The sequence below is a fragment of the Rhodococcus sp. PvR044 genome, from assembly GCF_040548995.1.
Taxonomy (GTDB): domain Bacteria; phylum Actinomycetota; class Actinomycetes; order Mycobacteriales; family Mycobacteriaceae; genus Rhodococcus_G; species Rhodococcus_G oryzae.
The window spans coordinates 177,915-195,663 of sequence record NZ_JBEPSX010000010.1 but is presented as its reverse complement, the minus strand read 5'-3'; the positions used below and the strand labels follow the sequence as shown (position 1 = coordinate 195,663).

Genomic DNA, 17,749 nt, shown 5'->3' with positions numbered 1-17,749 from the left:
TAAGCCTGAGCCGACCATCGGGGAGTTTCGAACCTAGGGGGAGTACGTGCTGACGCTGCACCGCGCCGAACGCTCCGACACCCTGGCCTCCGCGCTCGCCGACGTGCTGAAGAGCCCGCTGGCCGACCCGTTCGCCCGCGAGGTGATCGCGGTCCCCGCCAAGGGCGTCGAGCGCTGGCTCACCCAGCGGCTGTCGGCCACCCTCGGAGCGGTCGACGGCGACGGTGTCGCGGCGAACATCGAGTTCCCGTCGCCGACCCGGCTGGTGGACGAGGCCCTGGCCGCGGCGACCGGGATGACCGCGGACGAGGACCCGTGGAACCCGGCGCGACTGCTCTGGACGCTGCTCGGCGTCATCGACGACGTCCTCGACGAGCCGTGGGCGTCGGTACTGGCGCGCCACCTCAGCAACGGCACCGACGATCACCGGCGCGGTCGCCGCTACGGCACCGCCGCGCACCTGACCGAGCTGTTCCGCAGCTACGGCGCGCAGCGGCCCGCGATGCTGGTCGACTGGGCTGCCGGACGCGACACCGATGGCGCCGGCGGCCCGCTCGACGACGACCTGCACTGGCAGGCGGAGCTGTGGCGGCGGCTGCGCGGGGCCGTGGGTGCCGAAAGCCCCGCCGAGCGCCTGGTCGCTGCCTGCGCCCGGCTGGTCGCCGAGCCCGGTCTGCTCGACCTGCCGGACCGGATCTCGGTGTTCGGGCCCACCCGGCTCACCACCGCCCAGATCGACGTGTTGTCCGCTTTCGCCACGAATCGTGATGTGCACCTGTGGGTTCCGCACCCCAGCCCCGGCATGTGGGCGGCGCTGGCCGATCGGGCACCGGCGGCGACCCGCGCCGACGACGACGGCGCGCTCGCCGTCACGCACCCGCTGCTGGCCGGACTGGCCCGCGACGTCCGCGAGCTGCAGGCCCGGCTGAGCCAGCCCGGCATCGAGCACGCGCACCACCGCGCCGCCCCGACCCCGGTCACCCTGCTCGGCCGACTGCAGGCCGACATCGCCGCCGACCGCGCGCCCACCGCCGGAAGTGCGGCCGACGGCAGCGTGCAGGTGCATTCCTGCCACGGCCCGGCCCGGCAGGTGGAGGTGCTGCGCGAATCGCTGCTGCACCTGTTCCAGGACGATCCGACGCTGGAGCCGCGCGACGTGCTGGTCATGTGCCCGGACGTGGAGACCTACGCGCCGCTGGTGCGGGCCGCATTCGGCCAGGAATCGGTGGGGCACCCCGGGCACCGGCTGCGGGTGCGGCTCGCCGATCGCGCACTGCACCAGACCAATCCGGTGCTCGCCGTCGTCGCGACGCTGCTCGGGCTGGCCGACGGCCGCGTCACCGCCAGCCAGGTGCTCGACCTCGCCGCCGCCGAACCCGTCCGCCGCCGCTTCCGGTTCACCGATGACGACCTCGAGCGGCTGCGCGAGTGGACCACCGCCGCCGGGGCGCGGTGGGGGATCGGGCCCATGCAGCGCACCGACTTCGGGCTCGGCGACTTCCCGCAGAACACCGTGCGGTCGGCGCTGGACCGCATCCTGCTCGGCGCCGCCGCGGACGGTGCGGACGGCCAGTGGCTCTCGCTGTCGCTGCCGCTCGACGACGTCGACAGCAACGACATCGACCTCACCGGCCGGCTCGCCGAGTTCGTCGACCGGCTCGACGTGTCCCTGCGCGGGCTGCGCGGCCCGCAGCCGACCGACCGCTGGTCGGCGGGCCTGGCCCGCGCCCTGGACCTGCTCGTCGACGTGCGCGAGCGCGACGCCTGGCAGCTGGGGCAGGCGCAGCGCGAGCTCGCCGCCGCCGTCGAGCACGGCGGCGACCGCGAGCTGCGGCTGGCCGATGTGCGCGCGATGCTCCGCGCCCGGCTGGCGGGGCGGCCGACCCGCGCCAACTTCCGCACCGGCGAGCTGACCGTGTGCACGATGGTGCCGATGCGCTCGGTGCCGCACCGCGTGGTGGTGCTGCTCGGGCTCGACGACGAGGTCTTCCCTCGCGGCGCGGGCGTCGACGGCGACGACGTCCTGGCGCGCAGACCGCTGCCGGGGGAACGGGATCCGCGCAGCGAGGACCGGCAGCTGCTGCTCGACGCGGTCATGTCCGCCAGCGAGAGGCTGGTGCTGTTCTACACCGGCGCCGACCCGGTCAGCGGCTCCCGGCGGCCACCGGCGATCCCGCTCAGCGAACTGTGCGACGTCCTCGACACCATGGCGGGCCGTTCGGACGCGGCGCTGACGCGGCATCCGTTGCAGCCCTTCGACGCCCGCAATTTCCGGCCCGACGGCCCGTTCAGCTTCGACGCCGCCGCGCTGGCCGGGGCGCGGGCCGCGCAGCGCCCGCCCGAACCCGAGGCCGCGTTCCTCGCGAAGCCGCTGCCGCCGACCACCCCGGGCGACGTCGACCTCGCCGAGCTGGTCGCGTTCCTGGTCCACCCCACCCAGGCGTTCCTGCGGCAGCGGCTCGGGCTGCGGGTGCCGGAGCTGGACGAGGACATCGCCGACGCGCTGGACCTGGAGCTGGACCCGCTGGCGAAGTGGGACATCGGCGAACGGATGCTCGCGACGCTGCTCGCCGACGACCGGGACTTTGCCGACGGGGTCGCGGACTTCCGGGCCGCCGAGTGGCGCCGCGGCACGCTGCCGCCGTTCGGCCTGGGGGACAGCGCGCTCGGCGAGATCGAGGCGACGGTGCGCTCCCTCGCCGCCGCCGGACGCCAGCCCGGTGGCGCCGAGACGATCGACGTGGACGTCGATCTCGGATCGGGTCGGCGGCTCACCGGCACCGTCGGCGGCGTGTACGGGACGGTGATCGCGCGGACTACGTTCTCGCGGCTGGCGGCCAAGCACCGGCTGACGGCGTGGGCGCAGCTGCTGGCGGTCGCCGCGTCGGCCGGGCCGCGCGAGACACCGCGGCGGGCCGCGCAAGGCACACAGTGGCGGGCGGTGACCACCGGCCGCGGCCAGTACCGCCGCCCCACCTGGCAGTCGACCCTCACCGCGCCGGAGGACGCGCTGGCGAAGCTGGTGCGCCTCGTCGAGCTGCGCGACCGGGGCCTGCAGGCCCCGCCGCCGATGGCGACCGGCGCGTCGGCGGCCTACGCGGAACGCCGCTCCGGCGGCGCCTCCGTGGAGATGGCGATGGAGGCCGCAGGCAAGGAGTGGGGCGGCACCTTCGGCGACGCCGCCGACCGGCACCTCGGCTACGTGTACGGGGCCGCGCCCGCGCTGTCCGTGCTCACCGCGGCGCCGGATCCGTTGGAGGGCAGCGTCTTCGGCGCTGTGGCCCGCGAGCTGTGGGATCCGCTGCTGGCGGCCGAGACATTGGGAGAGCCGTGAACGGGCGCACCGCCTTCGACCTGCTCGGCCCGCTGCCGAAGGGCACCACGGTGCTCGAGGCGAGCGCGGGCACCGGCAAGACCTACGCCATCGTCGGCCTGGCCGCGCGTTTTGTCGCCGAGGCCGGGGTGGACCCGGCGAGCCTGTTGCTCGTCACCTTCAGCCGCGCCGCGACGAAGGAGCTGCGCGAGCGCACCCGGGAACGGTTCGCCTCCGCCGCGGCCGGGCTCGCGGACCCGTCGAGCAGCCGGGACCCGCTCGTCGCGCACCTCGCCGACGCCGACCCCGACACCGTGGCGCTGCGCAGGCGCCGCCTGCTGCAGGCCCTGTCGGACTTCGATGCCGCCACCATCGCCACCACCCACAGCTTCTGCCAGCGGATGCTCGACGGCCTCGGCATCGCCGGGGAGCGCGACCCCGACGCGGTGCTGGTCGAGGAGGCCACCGACCTCAACGCCGAGGTGATCGGCGACCTGTACCTGAGCACCTTCGGCCGCGGCGGGTCGCCCTCGCTGACCCCCGGTGAGGCACGAAAGGCGGCGCGGGCGGCCATCTTCGACCCGCAGGCCGCGCTGGCACCCGACGACGCGGACGGGACACCAGCAGCGGACGCGGCCGCGTTCGCCGCGGCCGTGCGGGCCGAGGCGCACCGCCGCAAGCGCGCGGTCGGCGTCCGCGACTTCGACGACCTGCCCGCGCTGCTGCACGGCGTGCTCACCGATCCCGTGCACGGCCCGGCCGCCTGCCGCCGGGTCCGCGACCGCTACTCGGTGGTGCTCGTCGACGAGTTCCAGGACACCGACCCGCTGCAGTGGGGGATCCTGCGCAGCGCCTTCCACGGGCAGTCGACGCTGATCCTCGTCGGCGACCCCAAGCAGGCCATCTACGCGTTTCGCGGCGCGGAGGTGCTGGCCTACCTGGACGCGGTCGGCGCCGCCGACAGCCACCAGGAGCTCACCACCAACTGGCGCAGCGACGCCCCGCTGCTGGACGCGCTCGCGCACCTGCACGGCGGCGCCGCGCTCGGCCACCCGCAGATCGTGGTGCACCCCGTCGACGCCGCCAAGACGGGCTCGCGGATCGGCGCGGCGGTACCGCTGCGGCTGCGGCACCTGCCGCGCGCGGGCGCGGGACCGTTGGGCAAGACCGGCTTTCCCGCCGTCGGGCCGCTGCGCGGGCGGGTGGCGGCGGACCTGGCCGCGGACATCGTGCGGCTGCTCGGCGGCGGCCAGACGGTGGACCGGGGCCCCGGCCCGCGGCCCGTCGAGCCCGGCGACATCGCGGTGCTGGTCCGCACCAACGCGCAGGTCGCCCTGGTGCACGACGCGCTGGACCGGGCCGGGGTGCCCGCGGTCACCGTCGGCGGGCTGAGCGTCTTCCTCACCCCCGCCGCCCGCGACTGGCTGTGGCTGCTGCAGGCGATCGAGCAGCCGCACCGCTCGGACCGGGTGCGGCTGGCGGCGCTCACCCCGCTGCTCGGGCGCACCGCCGCCGAGCTCGACGGCGCAGGCGACGACGCGGTCGCGCAGATCGGCGGGCGGCTGCGGGACCTGTCGGCGGTGTTCGCGCAGTCCGGGTTTGCCGCGCTGTTCGAGCGGCTGGCGGCGTGGAGCGGGCTCGAGGCCCGGATGCTGTCGCGGGCCGCGGGGGAGCGGCGCCTGACCGACCTGCGACACGTCGCACAGCTGCTCAACGAGGCCGCCGTCGCCGAATCCCTCGGGCTCACCGCGCTCACCCGGTGGCTCACCGACCGGATGCGCGACCCCGCGATCGGCGGCATCGACCGCAGCCGCCGCCTCGACAGCGACGCCGCGGCCGTGCAGATCGCCACCGTGCACGCCACCAAGGGCCTCGAGTACCCGATCGTGTACCTGCCGTACGCGTGGGACGCGGCGAAGAACCCCAAGCCCGACAAGCTGCTGCTGCACGACGCGGACGGCCGCCGCATCCTCGACGTCGGCGGGCCCGAGGGCCCCGGCTACGACGAACGCAAGAAGCGGCACGACGAGGAGGAGGCCGGGGAGGAGCTGCGGCTGCTGTACGTCGCGCTGACCCGGGCCATGTGTCAGCTGGTGCTGTGGTGGGCGCCCGCCTATTCGACGAAGGCGGCGCCGCTGCACCGGATGCTGCTGGCCCGGCGGCCCGGCGAGCTGGCGGTACCGGCCCAGGAACGGGTGCCCGCCGATCCGGATGTCGCGCAGCGGCTCTCGGCGTGGGCGGGCGACTCCGAGCTGGTGCGGGTGGAGGCCGTCGGCGCCGACCCGATCGTGGTGCCGGAGTGGACGCCGCCGCAGGAGGAGGTCGGGGAGCTGGCCGCGGCGCGATTCGACCGCGACCTCGACGCCGCCTGGCGCCGCACCTCCTACTCGGCGCTGACCGCGCACGCGCACGACGCCCCGCCGAGCGTCGGCAGCGAGGCGGAGGAACCCGAGCTCGACGACGAGCCGGACGAGCCGCCGCTGGTCTCGCCCACCGAGGCGGTGGGCCTGCCGTCGCCGATGAACGGGCTACCCGCCGGGGCCGCGTTCGGCACCCTGGTGCACGCGGTGCTGGAGGAGGTCGACACCGCCGCCGCGGACCTGGAGGCCGAGCTGGTGCGCTGCTGCCGCGAGACGGTGGCCGCCGGGTACTCGGGCGTCGACCCGGACGCGCTGGCGGCCGCGCTGGTGCCGGTGCTGCACACCCCGTTGGGTGGCGGGCACACGCTGGCGTCCATCCCGCCGTCGGACCGGTTGCCGGAGCTGGACTTCGAGCTGCCGCTCGCAGGCGGCGAGGACGCCGACGCGGAGGTGACCCTCGCCGGGGTGGCGCCGTTGCTGCGCCGGCACCTGCCCGCCGACGACCCGCTGGCCGGCTACGCGGCGCTGTTCGAGACCCTCGGCGCGGCGCCGCTGCGCGGCTACCTCACCGGCAGCATCGACGCGGTGCTGCGGCTGCCCGGGCCGCGGTTCGTGGTGGTGGACTACAAGACCAACCGGCTCGCGCCGGGCGACCTCACCACCGCCGACTTCACCACCGAGACGATGGCCGCGGAGATGATGCGCGCCCACTACCCGCTGCAGGCGCTGCTGTATGCGGTTGCGCTGCACCGCTACCTGCGCTGGCGACTGCCCGGTTACGACCCGGCCACCCACCTCGGCGGGGTGCAGTACCTGTTCGTGCGCGGCATGGCGGGCCCGGACAGCCCGGCGGGCGCGGGCGTCTTCGACTGGTACCCGCCGGCCGCGCTGGTGACCGAGCTGTCGGACCTGCTGGCCGGAATCGAGGGGGCACCGTGACCGAGGTGCAGGTGGCGCAGCGCGGCAAGGGCGCGCTGCGGGTGTTCAACGAGGCCGGGGTGCTCGCTGCCGCGGACGTGCACGTCGCGCTGCGCCTCGGCGCGCTCGGCGGGGAGGCCGCCGAGGCGGCGTTACTGGCGACGGCGCTGGCGGTGCGCGCGGTGCGCTCCGGCTCGGTGTGCCTGGACCTGGGCCGGATCCGGGAGGTCACCGTCGACGTGCCCGCGGACGGGGAGCCCGTCGACCTGGAGGCGCTGCCCTGGCCCGAGGACGCGGACGTGCTGGCGGCGCTGCGGCGCAGCCCGCTGGTGATCGGCGGCGAGAAGGGGCCGCTGCGTCCGCTGCGGCTCGTCGACACCGACGACGGCGGGCTGCTGTACCTGGAGAAGTACTTTCGGCAGGAGCAGACCATCCGCCGGGTGCTCGACGAGCGCGCCCTCGGCCATCCCGCGGTGGACGAGGACCGGCTGCGGGCCGGGCTCGCGGAGCTGTTCGGCGGGACGGCCGCCCCGGACCGGCAGCGAATCGCCGCGGCGGTGGCGGCCACACACCGGACGGCGGTGATCGTCGGCGGCCCCGGCACCGGCAAGACGCACACGGTGGCGCGGGTGCTGGCGCTGCTGGCCGCCGAGCACGGCGCCGGGCTGCGGATCGGGCTGGCCGCGCCGACCGGCAAGGCGGCCGCCCGGCTGCAGGAGGCGGTGCGCGAACAGGCCGAGGAGGTGAAGCTGCCCGCCGGGCTGGCGGCGATGACGCTGCACCGGATGCTCGGCTGGCAGCGGGTGGGCGCGAGCCGGTACCGGTACAACGCCGGCAACCACCTGCCCTACGACGTGGTGGTGGTCGACGAGACGTCGATGGTGTCGCTGACGATGATGTGCCGGCTGCTCGAGGCGCTGCGCCCGGACACCCGGCTGGTGCTGGTGGGGGACCCGGACCAGCTGACCTCGGTCGACGCGGGCGCGGTGCTGGCGGACCTGGTGGCGCGGCCGGTGACCGGGACGGAGAACCCGGTGCTGGCGAGGGTGGTCGGCGCGGACCTGGACGCGACCGACGACCCGGACGAGGCCGCGCTCGGCGCGGGGGAGCGGAATCGGTTGCGCGGCGGCGTGGTTCGGCTCAGCCGCGGGCGTCGTTTCGGTGGCGAGATCGCCCGGTTGGCGGTCGCGGTGCGCGACGGCGACGAGGACGCGGTGATGGCGATCCTGCGGTCCGGGGCGGACGGGGTGTCCTTCGTGGCGCCGGACGACCTGGCCGCGCTGCGCTCGGATGTGGTGTTCGGCGCGGCGGCAGTGACCGAGGCGGCCGTGGCCGGCGACGTCGCGGCGGCGCTGCGGGCGTCGGAGGCCCACCGCCTGCTGTGCGCGCACCGCGAGGGCCCGTTCGGCGTGGAGTGGTGGGCGCGGTCATCGATGGAGTGGATCGGCGCCGCCACCGGAACCCGGCTGGACCCGGACCGCTGGTACGCCGGGCAGCCGCTGCTCGTGACCGCGAACGATCACGAGGTGCGGATCTACAACGGCGACACCGGCGTGGTGGTGGACCGCGGCGACGGCGAGCTGGTGGCCGCGTTCGCCCGCGGCGAGGACCCGCTGCTGCTGCACCCGAGCCGGCTGTCCTCCGTGCAGACGGTGTACGCGATGACGATCCACCGCAGCCAGGGCAGTCAGTACGACACGGTGTCGGTGGTGCTGCCGGGTGAGGAGTCGTCGCTGCTGACGCGGGAGTTGTTGTACACGGCGATCACCCGGGCGCGCGGGCATGTCCGGATCGTCGGGGACGAGGCGTCGGTGCGGGCCGGGGTGCGGCGGCGGGTGCTGCGGGCGAGCGGGTTGCGGCGGGGGTAGTTCAGGGGGCCAGCTCAGCGGGGGTCGTCGAACAGGGTGAGCTCGGCCGGGTCCTCGAACAGCTCCATCTGCCGCGGCGGTTCCACCGGTGGTGCGGGGGCCAGCCCGGGCCGGGAGAAGCTGACGACCCGCAGGGCGCCGCTGAGCGCGGCGAGGGTGTCGGACCAGGCCGCGGCCTCCCCCTCGCACAGTGCGATCTCGTCCGTATCCGCCTCGGTGCGAGCCTTTTCGAGCGAGCTGCGCCACTCTGCGACGCGTTCCGCGCTGATCCGCATGTACTCGAGGATGGTGGTGCGGTCGCGTTCGCAGACGTCGGCGGCGGTCTCGGCGTCGAGGTCACCCTCGCCGAAGAGCACCAGTTGCATCACCGCCATCAGCGACGGCGGCACGTCCGGGACGCATTCGTGGTCCGCGGCGGGCGAGGGGGTGGTGCGGTAGCCGACGGCGTCGAATCGTGACGCGAACGCTCGGTCCACGGTCGCGAGGAACGCGGTGATCCGGTCGAGCAGGTCGGTCAGATGTCGTGGCACGAACGGAAACCCGGGCACCTCGATCACCGCGTTGAGACGGTCCTCGCTGAGGACGAACCGTAGGTGCGACCAGCGTGCGGTGAGGTCGGCGACCGTCTCGGCGGCGCGGGTGCGGCCCCCGATCCGGTAGAGCAGCGGCACCCACAGCCGGACGACGGGTTCGGTGGCGTGCGGGATCACGAACACCGCGTGCCCCTCGATCGTCAGCACGAAGTCGCCGTCGCTGTCGACCTGCGGCTGGTCGCCGAGCAGGTCGGTGAGGGCGGCCTCGACGAGATCGCGCAGGTGGTCCGGGTCGCGCGGGGCGACGGCCAGCATCGGGTCGACGTCCGAGGCGAGCCAGTCCCGCACGGTGGGCCCGGTGAGATGGCCGGCCCGGCTGCCGATGGCCTCGGCCCGCAGGAAGCTCGGGTGCGGCACGCTCCAGACGTCGCGGAACGCCGCCACGGCCATCGAGGCGAGCTGGTCGGACCACCGGACGGTGCGGTCGAGGAAGTGGGCGGGGGACCCGTCCCCGGGATCGGCGTCGGGCGCGCAGGTGGGGTGCTGCCAGCCCAGCTCGATCAGCAGCGCCTCGTCGGCGGGGGACAGGGCGAAGCGGGGGTCGAGGAAGGCGTTGGAGGGCACCTCGCAGCGCACCAGGTCCTCGGCCCAGGCCAGGAACTGCACGCACGGGAGGTAGCCGCCGACGCCCGGCTCCTCCGCGAGCTCGACTACCAGGATGTCCTCGCCGCGCATCGTGCCGATGTGGTCGGCGAGGGTGCCGCGAAACTCACGCCACGCCAGTTCGACGGCCTGGTCGAACTTTTCGAGGTCCGGCAACGGTGTGGTCCCATCTGCAGCGCGCTCCGGCCGCACTCCCGACCGTCGGCATGCAGGGTAACGCGAGGGACCGACTTTGTGGCCTAGGACGCGACGGAGCAGGCGCCCGGCTTTTTGCCGAGCGCCTGCTGCCTTCGGGATTGGTTGGTTCGACTACGCGGTGGTCGTCGGTGCGGCCGCGGTGATGCCGAGGTCGCCCTCGACGTGCTCGTCGGTATCGCCGCACGCGCAGTCGCCACCGCAGCCCCCGCCATCGCAGTCGCCTGCGTAGCTGTCGTCGTCGGCGTCGCAGTCGAGGGTGCCGCCGAAGCGGTCCGCGAAGTCGTCGTCGAGGTCGTGGGTGAGGTCGTGGATCTCGTCGATCAGGTTGAGCAGGTGCTGCGGCGCGAACGGGTCCGCGTCGAGGAGGGTGGAGACCAGCAGGTGCTCCTCGCTGAGCGCGAAGCGCAGCCGCGGCCACTCCTCCGACAGCGCGACCAGCTGCGTGGTGGCCTGCGCGCGGTCGGTGATGCCGGTGACGATCGAGGACCACACGTGCAGCTGCGGCCCGTCGTCGGCGACGGTCACGTACACCGCGAAGCCGTGCACGGGGATCGCGATGTCGCCGTCCTCGTCGGTGTCCGGCTCGGAGCCCAGCAGCTCGGCCAGGGTGCGCACGCACAGGGCGTGCAGCTGGTCGTGCTGCTCGGTGACCACGGCGAGTGCGCCGTCGATCCGCAGCGGCTGGTCGTCGGTGTTGTCGTGGTCGCTCATGGTTCCTCTGTCCTGCGCCGGACCGGGGTACGGCTGGCCGCTGCTGTGGTGGTCTGGGTGTGCGGGTCCACGGTAGCGCGGGGTGGTGACTGAGGGTCGTCCGGTGGGTGGCGGGCGGTCGACGCTGTGGGTCAAGGCGAGCGGATCCCCGGTATGCGCGGTAACGAACGATGTCCGACATGGATGAATGTTGAAGTCACTCCCCGCGGGGAGGTCGAGTTCCAGATTGACGTCGCATTCCGACTTATTACGGTCGACTCGCTGCAGGACGCTCGCCGCCCAGGATCGGTCGCAAACAGAATTTGGATCACCGCCCACGCTTCGGGCCCATCGTGCGACTATGAGGTTGTCTTGCCTCTCTTCGGTTTGGGCGATAGTGCTGGTAGCCAATACTCGGAGTGTGGGGGGTCTTCCGAAGACGGCGTTTCTCCACGTAATCGTCGTCCGGTGGCCGAAACCGTTCTGGGCGGTCCTGATGCCAACACCTTTCTTACCTCGGGAATCAGTGAAGGAACGAGCACGTCTTCGTCGACCAGGTTGAGGATCCGGGGAAAGCCCGAGATGTCAACCCTCGGATTCCAAGTTCGATTAACGACCTGACAGTGACAACTCGATTCGATCAGGCTGGTGGCGCAAACCCCGGACTGGGCATCGTGGTGAATCCAGAGGATGCGATCTCCGATGTCGAGGCTTTCCTTCCCGATGATGGTGCCATTCAGGGACGTTGCTTGCCGATCGATGTACGGCACCGGGTCAACATGACCGAAGCTATCGGCAGCGCTGAAGCTTGAAACGTGTTCGGGATTGTCTGTTCCGTAGAGCTCGAGGGCATCGCCGTCAGATTGAGCCTGCCAGATATCGAGGACCTGAGGCGGATAGAGCGGTCCGTTTGGATGTCCGATCACAAAGAACAACTCGCCTGCACGGAGAGAGAGCACAACGCGGTCGCGGGGCCCCACGTAGGTCGTCGGACCGGTTGCCCGAGCGTCAATTCCGTCGACCAAGAGAGCCGCCTCGCGAACCGTTTGAATTGCCTCCTCGACTGGAGTCGTGAAGAACTCTCGATTGGGTGAAACTCGTTCAGCGTCAAGCGATTCGTGTGTGTGCTTCTCGACTGATTCAGGGTGCGACGTGAGGATGCGGAATTCAACAAGAAATTGGGTCGGAACCCCAGTAGTCTGGAGTTCTTTCGCGCGATCTTCTGCAAGTCTGGATGTGCAACCAACTTTGACCAGCCCAGGCATCGATGCGTTTGATAGCACGTACACAAACCCAACTGAATGACGCGTCATGCAAGAAAGCTATCTGGTGCCACTGACATTGGGTGCGCTACAGGTCGATGCAATGCGGATGTCTCGTACTTCCCCCACGATACCTCGAAGAGCTCAGGCATCACTTGTCGGCTCCCAACAAGCCCGATCGCTTCCCGCTCCATGAGACCACCAGCTCGTCCCGAGCCCGGCTTGCGGCGACGTACAGCAGCGACCTTTCTCGTAGCAATGCCTCGGCCTGCTCATCCTCGGGCACGGCGCGCAATGTCGCTGCGGACGGGACGTGGGAGTCGTCGATGCCGGCGAGGACGACGCGGGAGAACTACATACCCTTGTACCGGTGCATGGTGAGCACCTGCACGTGTTCGGTGGTGGCGGGGTTGCTGTCCAGCGCCCGCGCATCGATGCCGCGTTCTCCGAGTGCCCCGGACGAACTGGCTGCGGTCGTTCTGGCCGCGCGTGAGCACTGCGATAGTCGACTTGTCGACCTCCTCGTCGATCCACGACTGGACGAGTTCAGCGACCTTGTCGAGTTCGGCAGCGGCGTCAGTGCATTCGAGCAGCCGCGGACGCGGACCCAGCCGAGCCGATCGGTATTTCGGCGGTCGACCTTTCGCCTTGCTCGAGATCCTTGAACTCGGCCCCGGACAGGATGCTCACCGCGAAGTGCAGGTTCTGAGCGGTGGTGCGGCAGTTGAGGGTCAGTCGCCGGGCGCGGCCGACGATCTACGCCCACCCCCGGCACCGCCACCGTCGTCGACCAGCTCGACCGCACCCCGTGCCTACTCGTCCGCTGCCCCGGCACCCTCGCCCGCGCCCCCAACCGGCGAGAGCATCGTCGCGGTCATATACAGCACGAAGACTGTCGACTCCATCAGATGGTGGCGAAATCCTTCGCCACCATCCAGTCACGGGCGACGACGGCAGTCTCACGCCCATAGTCAGTCCACGGTCACTTCGCTTCCCGGATGTACGTCACGCCAAATGCCCGCACCTGGCGGAACTCCTGGCGCGTACTGCCGAAGTCGAGCCAGCCACCTTCTTGCTTCTGAAAGATGTCGAGGCCGCGACCGAGGTTGATGCGCCATCCGTTGTCCGTGCGGATCCAGCGATCGTGACCGCCAGGGTCCTTGGCCACCTCAACCTTGATGCCCTGTTGGTCAGCGCCCTGAATGATCTGACCGAGCATCTGCAACTGCCTCTTCTGATATTCGGGGTCAGAATCGAGCACGGTGAACAGTTTGAACGTCACCTCGTCGGCGGGGTCTTTGGCCGAGGCGATCACGGCCAGCAACTCAACGAGATTCCGGCCTTGGTGGCTCATCCGGATGTACGGGTCGTGCAACTCGATCTCGGTCGCACCTCGCAGGTACGGCATGAGGAGTGTCTCGAAGGAAATGCCGCGCTGATTTTCGACGAAGTCGCGCTGACCCTGGAACAGCTCCTCCTTGACCGGGGACGGGACAGCCGCAGCCTCCGAGCCGGCCGTACTCGGCGTGGGGCCAACCGGGGCGTCGATGGGTTCCCCACCATCGCCCGCAGCGCCGCGGCGACCGCGGTGGTAATGCGCTGGGTACTCGTCCTCCTCCAGCGTGGTGACGGCAGTCCACTCGCCCGCGAGCGACTGGTAGCCGAACTTCACCGCAGCCATGGTGGCGTCCAGGCGCAGGATCTGGTCCTTGACACGTTTGCGGCCCTCGATCGCGAAACGCAGGATCTCCTCGATCTCCTCAGCGGTGGCCTGCTCGTGCGGGTAGAGCAGCTTCATCAGACCTGAGAAGGTCTTGTGGATGCCGTCGCGGTCGCGGGTGGAGATATCCGAGCCGAGTGTGAAGTACCGCTGGTAGCGATCGGAGTAGTCGAGATTTCGCATCGACTTGAGGACTTCGGCTATGTAGTCAACGACGAAACCGTAACCGCTGGAGAACATCTCGCCGCGGATCGTGTCGACCTCCCAGCCGGGAATGTAGAAGTGCAGCCGGTCGAGGTAAGCTGAGTCGTGGTAGCTCTCGGGGAGTTCGTCGAAGAGATCCGAGTGTTTGAGCATGTACGGCACGGTGTGTGAGGTGTTGCCGACGAACACCATCGACGCCTCAGCGCTTTCCGGTCTGACACCGCGGGAGAACGACTTGTTCGCCATGTAGTTCTTCATGATGTCGACCAGCGCCTTGTCGGTGCGCTTCTTCTTGCCCGCGAACTCGTCGAACGCCACTACGTCCCAGTAACCGACGAGACCGATCTTGCCGTTGGCGTTGTTCACGAACAGTTTCGGCACGGTGATCTCGCCGCCGGAGATCAGCATGCCGTGGGGTGAGAACTCGGAGTAGATGTGCGATTTACCGGTGCCCTTCGGGCCGAGCTCGACGAGGTTGTAGTTGCGCTCCACGAACGGGACCAGCCGGGTCAACTGGAGCAGCTTGGCCCGACGCCCGAACATCTCGGGGTTGAACCCGATCGACTGGATCAGCAGGTCGATCCACTCATCGGTGGTGAATGCCTGGCGCGCGTCGAGGTAGCCGTGATAGTCGAAGTTCGACATCTGGATCGGCTTCAGACTCCCGAGGATCCATGGCACGGTGCGCGGGTCGTCACTGTGGAAGTACTCGATGTCGCACAGACACCACACTTCGCTGACCAGCAACTTCGGGTTGCTGGTCGCCGTCCCTGAATCAATCACCACACCCCTGATCCCAAGGTTGGCGAAGGAGGCCTCGTAGAGGTCATCTTTCGCGTTCAGCGCCACGCTGACCCGGTCGATGATCCGGAAGCGCCCCTTCTCCCGGATCTTCGACTTCACCAGCTCTGACTCGTTGCGGTGCACATAGTGCTCGGCGAGGATCCGGCGCACCTTCTCGATACCCTCTTGGATCGTCGCCTCGTCGTCGGTCGCGGCGAACTGCCCGAGCAAGTACTCAAGCACGTAGGACGGCACGATAGCGTTGCCTTTGACGGCCTTGACCAGGTCCTTGCGCACCACCGCTCCCGGGAAGTGCGCGTTGATCTTTCGGTCGAACACAGTCGTCTCCGCCACGGCCTCCGCGGGGCTCTCGTCGGGCGTCTGCTCGATGAGGGCCGCCCCGGTCAGGTCGATGTGGTCGCTCATCAGAAATCCCATCCGTCGTCGCTGGCAAAGGCACGTTTGATCGTGTACGGCGCGCTCTTGTACTTCTTCCACTGGTCGGTGCCCTCGATCGACTCTGAGAGCCGGAACTCGACGCTGTGGTTGTTGGCCTCGTCTGCCGCCTTGCTGAGAAGTATTGTGATGCTTTGGAATCGGTCGCGTCCCGCGTCGCTGCTCGAGTCGAAGGTCATCTCCTGCTCGTCGGAGATCAGCGTGTCACCGAAGTAGAGGCCGGCACGCAGGCGCCGCGCGGGTTTGTGCGGCTCCACCTTGGCCGATTGGTACAGCTTGACGACGATTTGCCCGGTTGTGATCCGATCCGACTCGGGGTGGATGTCGATGTTGACCGGCTCGACCGTGTCGGTGCGGCTCTTGTTGATCTGGATCACCGGCACCACGATTTCCTGCAGCGACGCACCGCCGTGCACGAACTGGTATCCGGCTCCGGGTTGCACGATTCGCTGGATCGAGTTCGGGATCTGCACTTCCAGATCGCTCGACAGTCCCAGTTGATCGGGTTGGAAGGTCGTGAACGCAGCGTCCTTCTTCAAGCCTCGCCCCAGCACGTACCGGCGCTTGGACTTCACGATCTGTTCGCCCTGCGGTTTCACCGTGAGGTTGAACTGCTCGGCCAGCTTGGAACGCTGGTAGAGGAACCCGTGATCGGCGGTGACGATGATGTTCGTCGCGTTCGCGCTCGCGAGCTTCTTGATGATGTCGATCAGCTCGCGGACCGCGTCCGCTGCCGCCGTGAAGGTTCGGTGCTCGGAGACGGCTTTGTCGCCGGTAGCGTCGATCGTGTCGTGGTAGACGTAGAGCACCTGGTTCGACGAATACAGCTCACGACGGTCGGCCGGTTTCATCTCGAGAAGATCTTTGGCCTGGATCGCCGTGCCACCCACCGCGCTGAGAATCTTGCTCCGGCTCGCGGTGCCATCAGACTTCTGCCCGTCGACCAGCACTGGATCACCTTCTGAAGAATGCGCCAACGTGGTGTGCGGAAGCAGCGCCGCCATCCCGAGTTGCGTATACGACGGCAGCACTCCGAGCATGGCGTCGATCGAGGCGGAGAATTTGTTCTCACCGCGGATCCTGGTGCTCAGTTCGTCGGCCACCTCGTAGCGCAGTGCGTCGGAGACGATCACGACGGCCTTCTTGCGGCCCGTGAGGGTCGGGGCGACGTAGTGGCTGTAGAACGACGTTTGCGAGGTCAGACCGACGGTGCGCCACTGCGCGACCGTATCGATCTGCTGCTGCCACGCCACCCCGAGCGGGGCGAGGAAATCGGTGACATAGGCCTTCTCGACGAGCTCGGCCAGCGCCTCGATCGGCTGCTTGAACTCGGCCGTCAGATAGGCCTGGGTGAACTGTCGATAGCGCTGGTCGATGCGGAACCACTCGTCGCGATACCGCGTCAGGCCTTCGTCGAAGTTGGTGACGTGAAGCACGGCGTTCCGGATCGCCGGAATCAGCTCGGCTGCCGCGCTCAGCCCCTCGTACAGGGTCGCGTAGTCGTCGAACCAGAAGCTGTCGCGGCGCCTGGCGCTGATCGCATCGGCGATGTCGCGGTACGACATCGTCTTCGCAATGATCCCCTTGACCAGACGCCGGATCACTTCACGCTCGCTGGCGTCGAACACGTCGGTTTCCTTCAGCGTCTCCCACGCGATCTCACAGACGTGATCGGCGTAGTCGAGGTTGCGCTCGACGGTGCGGGCCAGCGACTTCATCGCCGCGCTGCTGCGCTTGGAGTCGCGGAAGCCGCGGAAATCGAGCGCCAGGTTCCGCACCTTGTTCGACTCACTGACGTCGAACCCGCCGACGGCACGCTGGAACATCCACAGCACAAACCCCGCCACTGTTGGCGCCTGCGACGTGAACCCGTAGATGCCGGAGGCGCCGGCCCAGTAGAAGTCCGCGAGGCCGTGGGAGGCGAGCGCATCGAATCCGGTGGTATCGCCGTCGGCGTGCTGCATCAACAGCGTGCGGGTGAGCTCAGAGAAACTGTGCTCCTTCTGGTTCAGAAGCACGGCACACATCTGCGCCTGCACCACCGTCAAGTCGGCGCCGATCAGCGGCATCGCCTTGAGTCTCGTCACCAGCTTCGCGTCGTCGAAGAACGATGAGTACCGGGCGATCAATTCCTCGGAGCCTGGCGCCGTGAGCCCGAGGTCGGACCGTATGAGCGCGCCACGGTCGGCAGTGAACACCGGGCCGTAGGCCAGCTCGATGTCGAGCAGCCAGTTCCCGACGCCCTCGGGCACATTGCCGGATCGGTAAATCAAGAACTTCGCTGCCGGTTCTTCGCGCAACACCCTGTATTTGATCGCGAACTCGGTGTCGGCGACGCGCAGCACTGTCACGTCGCCCGGTGCCAGAGTGTCGAGTTCGGTTGCATAACCGCCGTCGGAGTCGTGCCAGACGACGATGCGTCTGGAGTCGAAGCGATCCGCGAGGTGGTCGGCGATCGTAGGAGTCTTACTCATTCCTCATCCTCCGCAACGCTTCGTCAATTGTGGCGACAGCATGGCCACAGTCTCCTCTGCGCACCCGGCACGCTGCTTGCCGAGTACTTCGGAATCAATGAGATGCCCGATCCGCCAGTTCGTCAGTGTCAGTGCCGCATTCACCGGCGCGGCGACAATAGCGCGGGTCTCCTCGATCACCGCCGACACCCGTCCGAACAGGTCGCCTGCCTCACCTGGGCGCTGCAGCTCAGCCATGCGACTGCCCGTACATCCCACGGCACACCGGCCCGGCACCGTCGGCGTGAGCTTTCGACTCAGAGTGCAT

General features: G+C 69.7%; 9 protein-coding genes and 1 pseudogene. 3 read left to right on the top strand and 7 right to left on the bottom strand.

Annotated features, from left to right (window positions below):
* The first annotated feature begins 46 nt into the window (after nt 1-46).
* The 3 genes from recC to recD are packed head-to-tail and all read left to right on the top strand — an operon-like array spanning nt 47 to nt 8,459.
* On the top strand, nt 47-3,334 hold the full coding sequence (recC, locus tag ABIC28_RS21725) for an exodeoxyribonuclease V subunit gamma (RefSeq protein WP_354580813.1): 3,288 nt from the start codon (nt 47-49) through the stop codon (nt 3,332-3,334).
* Entirely contained in the window at nt 3,292-6,612 is a 3,321-nt protein-coding gene (locus tag ABIC28_RS21720) for a UvrD-helicase domain-containing protein (protein WP_354580811.1), read from the top strand. Before recC ends, ABIC28_RS21720 begins: the two co-directional genes overlap by 43 nt.
* Nucleotides 6,609-8,459 (top strand): exodeoxyribonuclease V subunit alpha, encoded by a 1,851-nt coding sequence (recD, locus tag ABIC28_RS21715; RefSeq protein WP_354580809.1) that lies wholly within the window; start codon nt 6,609-6,611, stop codon nt 8,457-8,459. Before ABIC28_RS21720 ends, recD begins: the two co-directional genes overlap by 4 nt.
* Before the next feature lie 14 nt (nt 8,460-8,473).
* On the opposite strand, the gene ABIC28_RS21710 is transcribed toward recD, so the two are convergent.
* From ABIC28_RS21710 to ABIC28_RS21680, 7 genes and pseudogenes are all read right to left on the bottom strand, one after another.
* Nucleotides 8,474-9,811: a TY-Chap domain-containing protein gene (locus ABIC28_RS21710; protein ID WP_354580807.1), complete on the bottom strand. Its 1,338-nt coding sequence runs from the start codon at nt 9,809-9,811 to the stop codon at nt 8,474-8,476.
* Between the two features lie 153 nt (nt 9,812-9,964).
* A complete protein-coding gene (locus tag ABIC28_RS21705; protein WP_354580805.1) occupies nt 9,965-10,564 on the bottom strand; it encodes a T3SS (YopN, CesT) and YbjN peptide-binding chaperone 1 in 600 nt (199 codons plus the stop codon).
* 338 nt (nt 10,565-10,902) lie between these two features.
* Nucleotides 10,903-11,856, bottom strand: a complete 954-nt coding sequence (locus tag ABIC28_RS21700; RefSeq protein WP_354580803.1) for a GIY-YIG nuclease family protein — start codon at nt 11,854-11,856, stop codon at nt 10,903-10,905.
* A 100-nt stretch (nt 11,857-11,956) separates the two neighbouring features.
* Nucleotides 11,957-12,561, bottom strand: a pseudogene (locus ABIC28_RS21695) (3'-5' exonuclease); the annotation flags it as partial.
* Nucleotides 12,562-12,787: 226 nt separating this feature from the next.
* Nucleotides 12,788-14,938: a BREX system Lon protease-like protein BrxL gene (gene brxL / locus ABIC28_RS21690; protein ID WP_354580801.1), complete on the bottom strand. Its 2,151-nt coding sequence runs from the start codon at nt 14,936-14,938 to the stop codon at nt 12,788-12,790.
* Nucleotides 14,938-17,442 (bottom strand): BREX-1 system phosphatase PglZ type A, encoded by a 2,505-nt coding sequence (gene pglZ / locus ABIC28_RS21685; protein ID WP_354580799.1) that lies wholly within the window; start codon nt 17,440-17,442, stop codon nt 14,938-14,940. The genes brxL and pglZ overlap by 1 nt, the downstream gene beginning before the upstream one ends.
* Nucleotides 17,443-17,445: 3 nt before the next feature.
* Complete coding sequence (locus ABIC28_RS21680; protein WP_354580797.1) at nt 17,446-17,679, bottom strand: DUF1016 N-terminal domain-containing protein; 234 nt, start codon at nt 17,677-17,679, stop codon at nt 17,446-17,448.
* Nucleotides 17,680-17,749 lie beyond the last annotated feature (70 nt).

Bases quoted from the DNA above. Each gene is read 5' to 3' on its own strand.
- ABIC28_RS21705 (WP_354580805.1), bottom strand. From the start codon at position 10,564: ATGAGCGACCACGACAACACCGACGACCAGCCGCTGCGGATCGACGGC.
- ABIC28_RS21700 (WP_354580803.1), bottom strand. From the start codon at position 11,856: ATGACGCGTCATTCAGTTGGGTTTGTGTACGTGCTATCAAACGCATCG.
- brxL (WP_354580801.1), bottom strand. From the start codon at position 14,938: ATGAGCGACCACATCGACCTGACCGGGGCGGCCCTCATCGAGCAGACG.
- pglZ (WP_354580799.1), bottom strand. From the start codon at position 17,442: ATGAGTAAGACTCCTACGATCGCCGACCACCTCGCGGATCGCTTCGAC.
- ABIC28_RS21680 (WP_354580797.1), bottom strand. From the start codon at position 17,679: ATGGCTGAGCTGCAGCGCCCAGGTGAGGCAGGCGACCTGTTCGGACGG.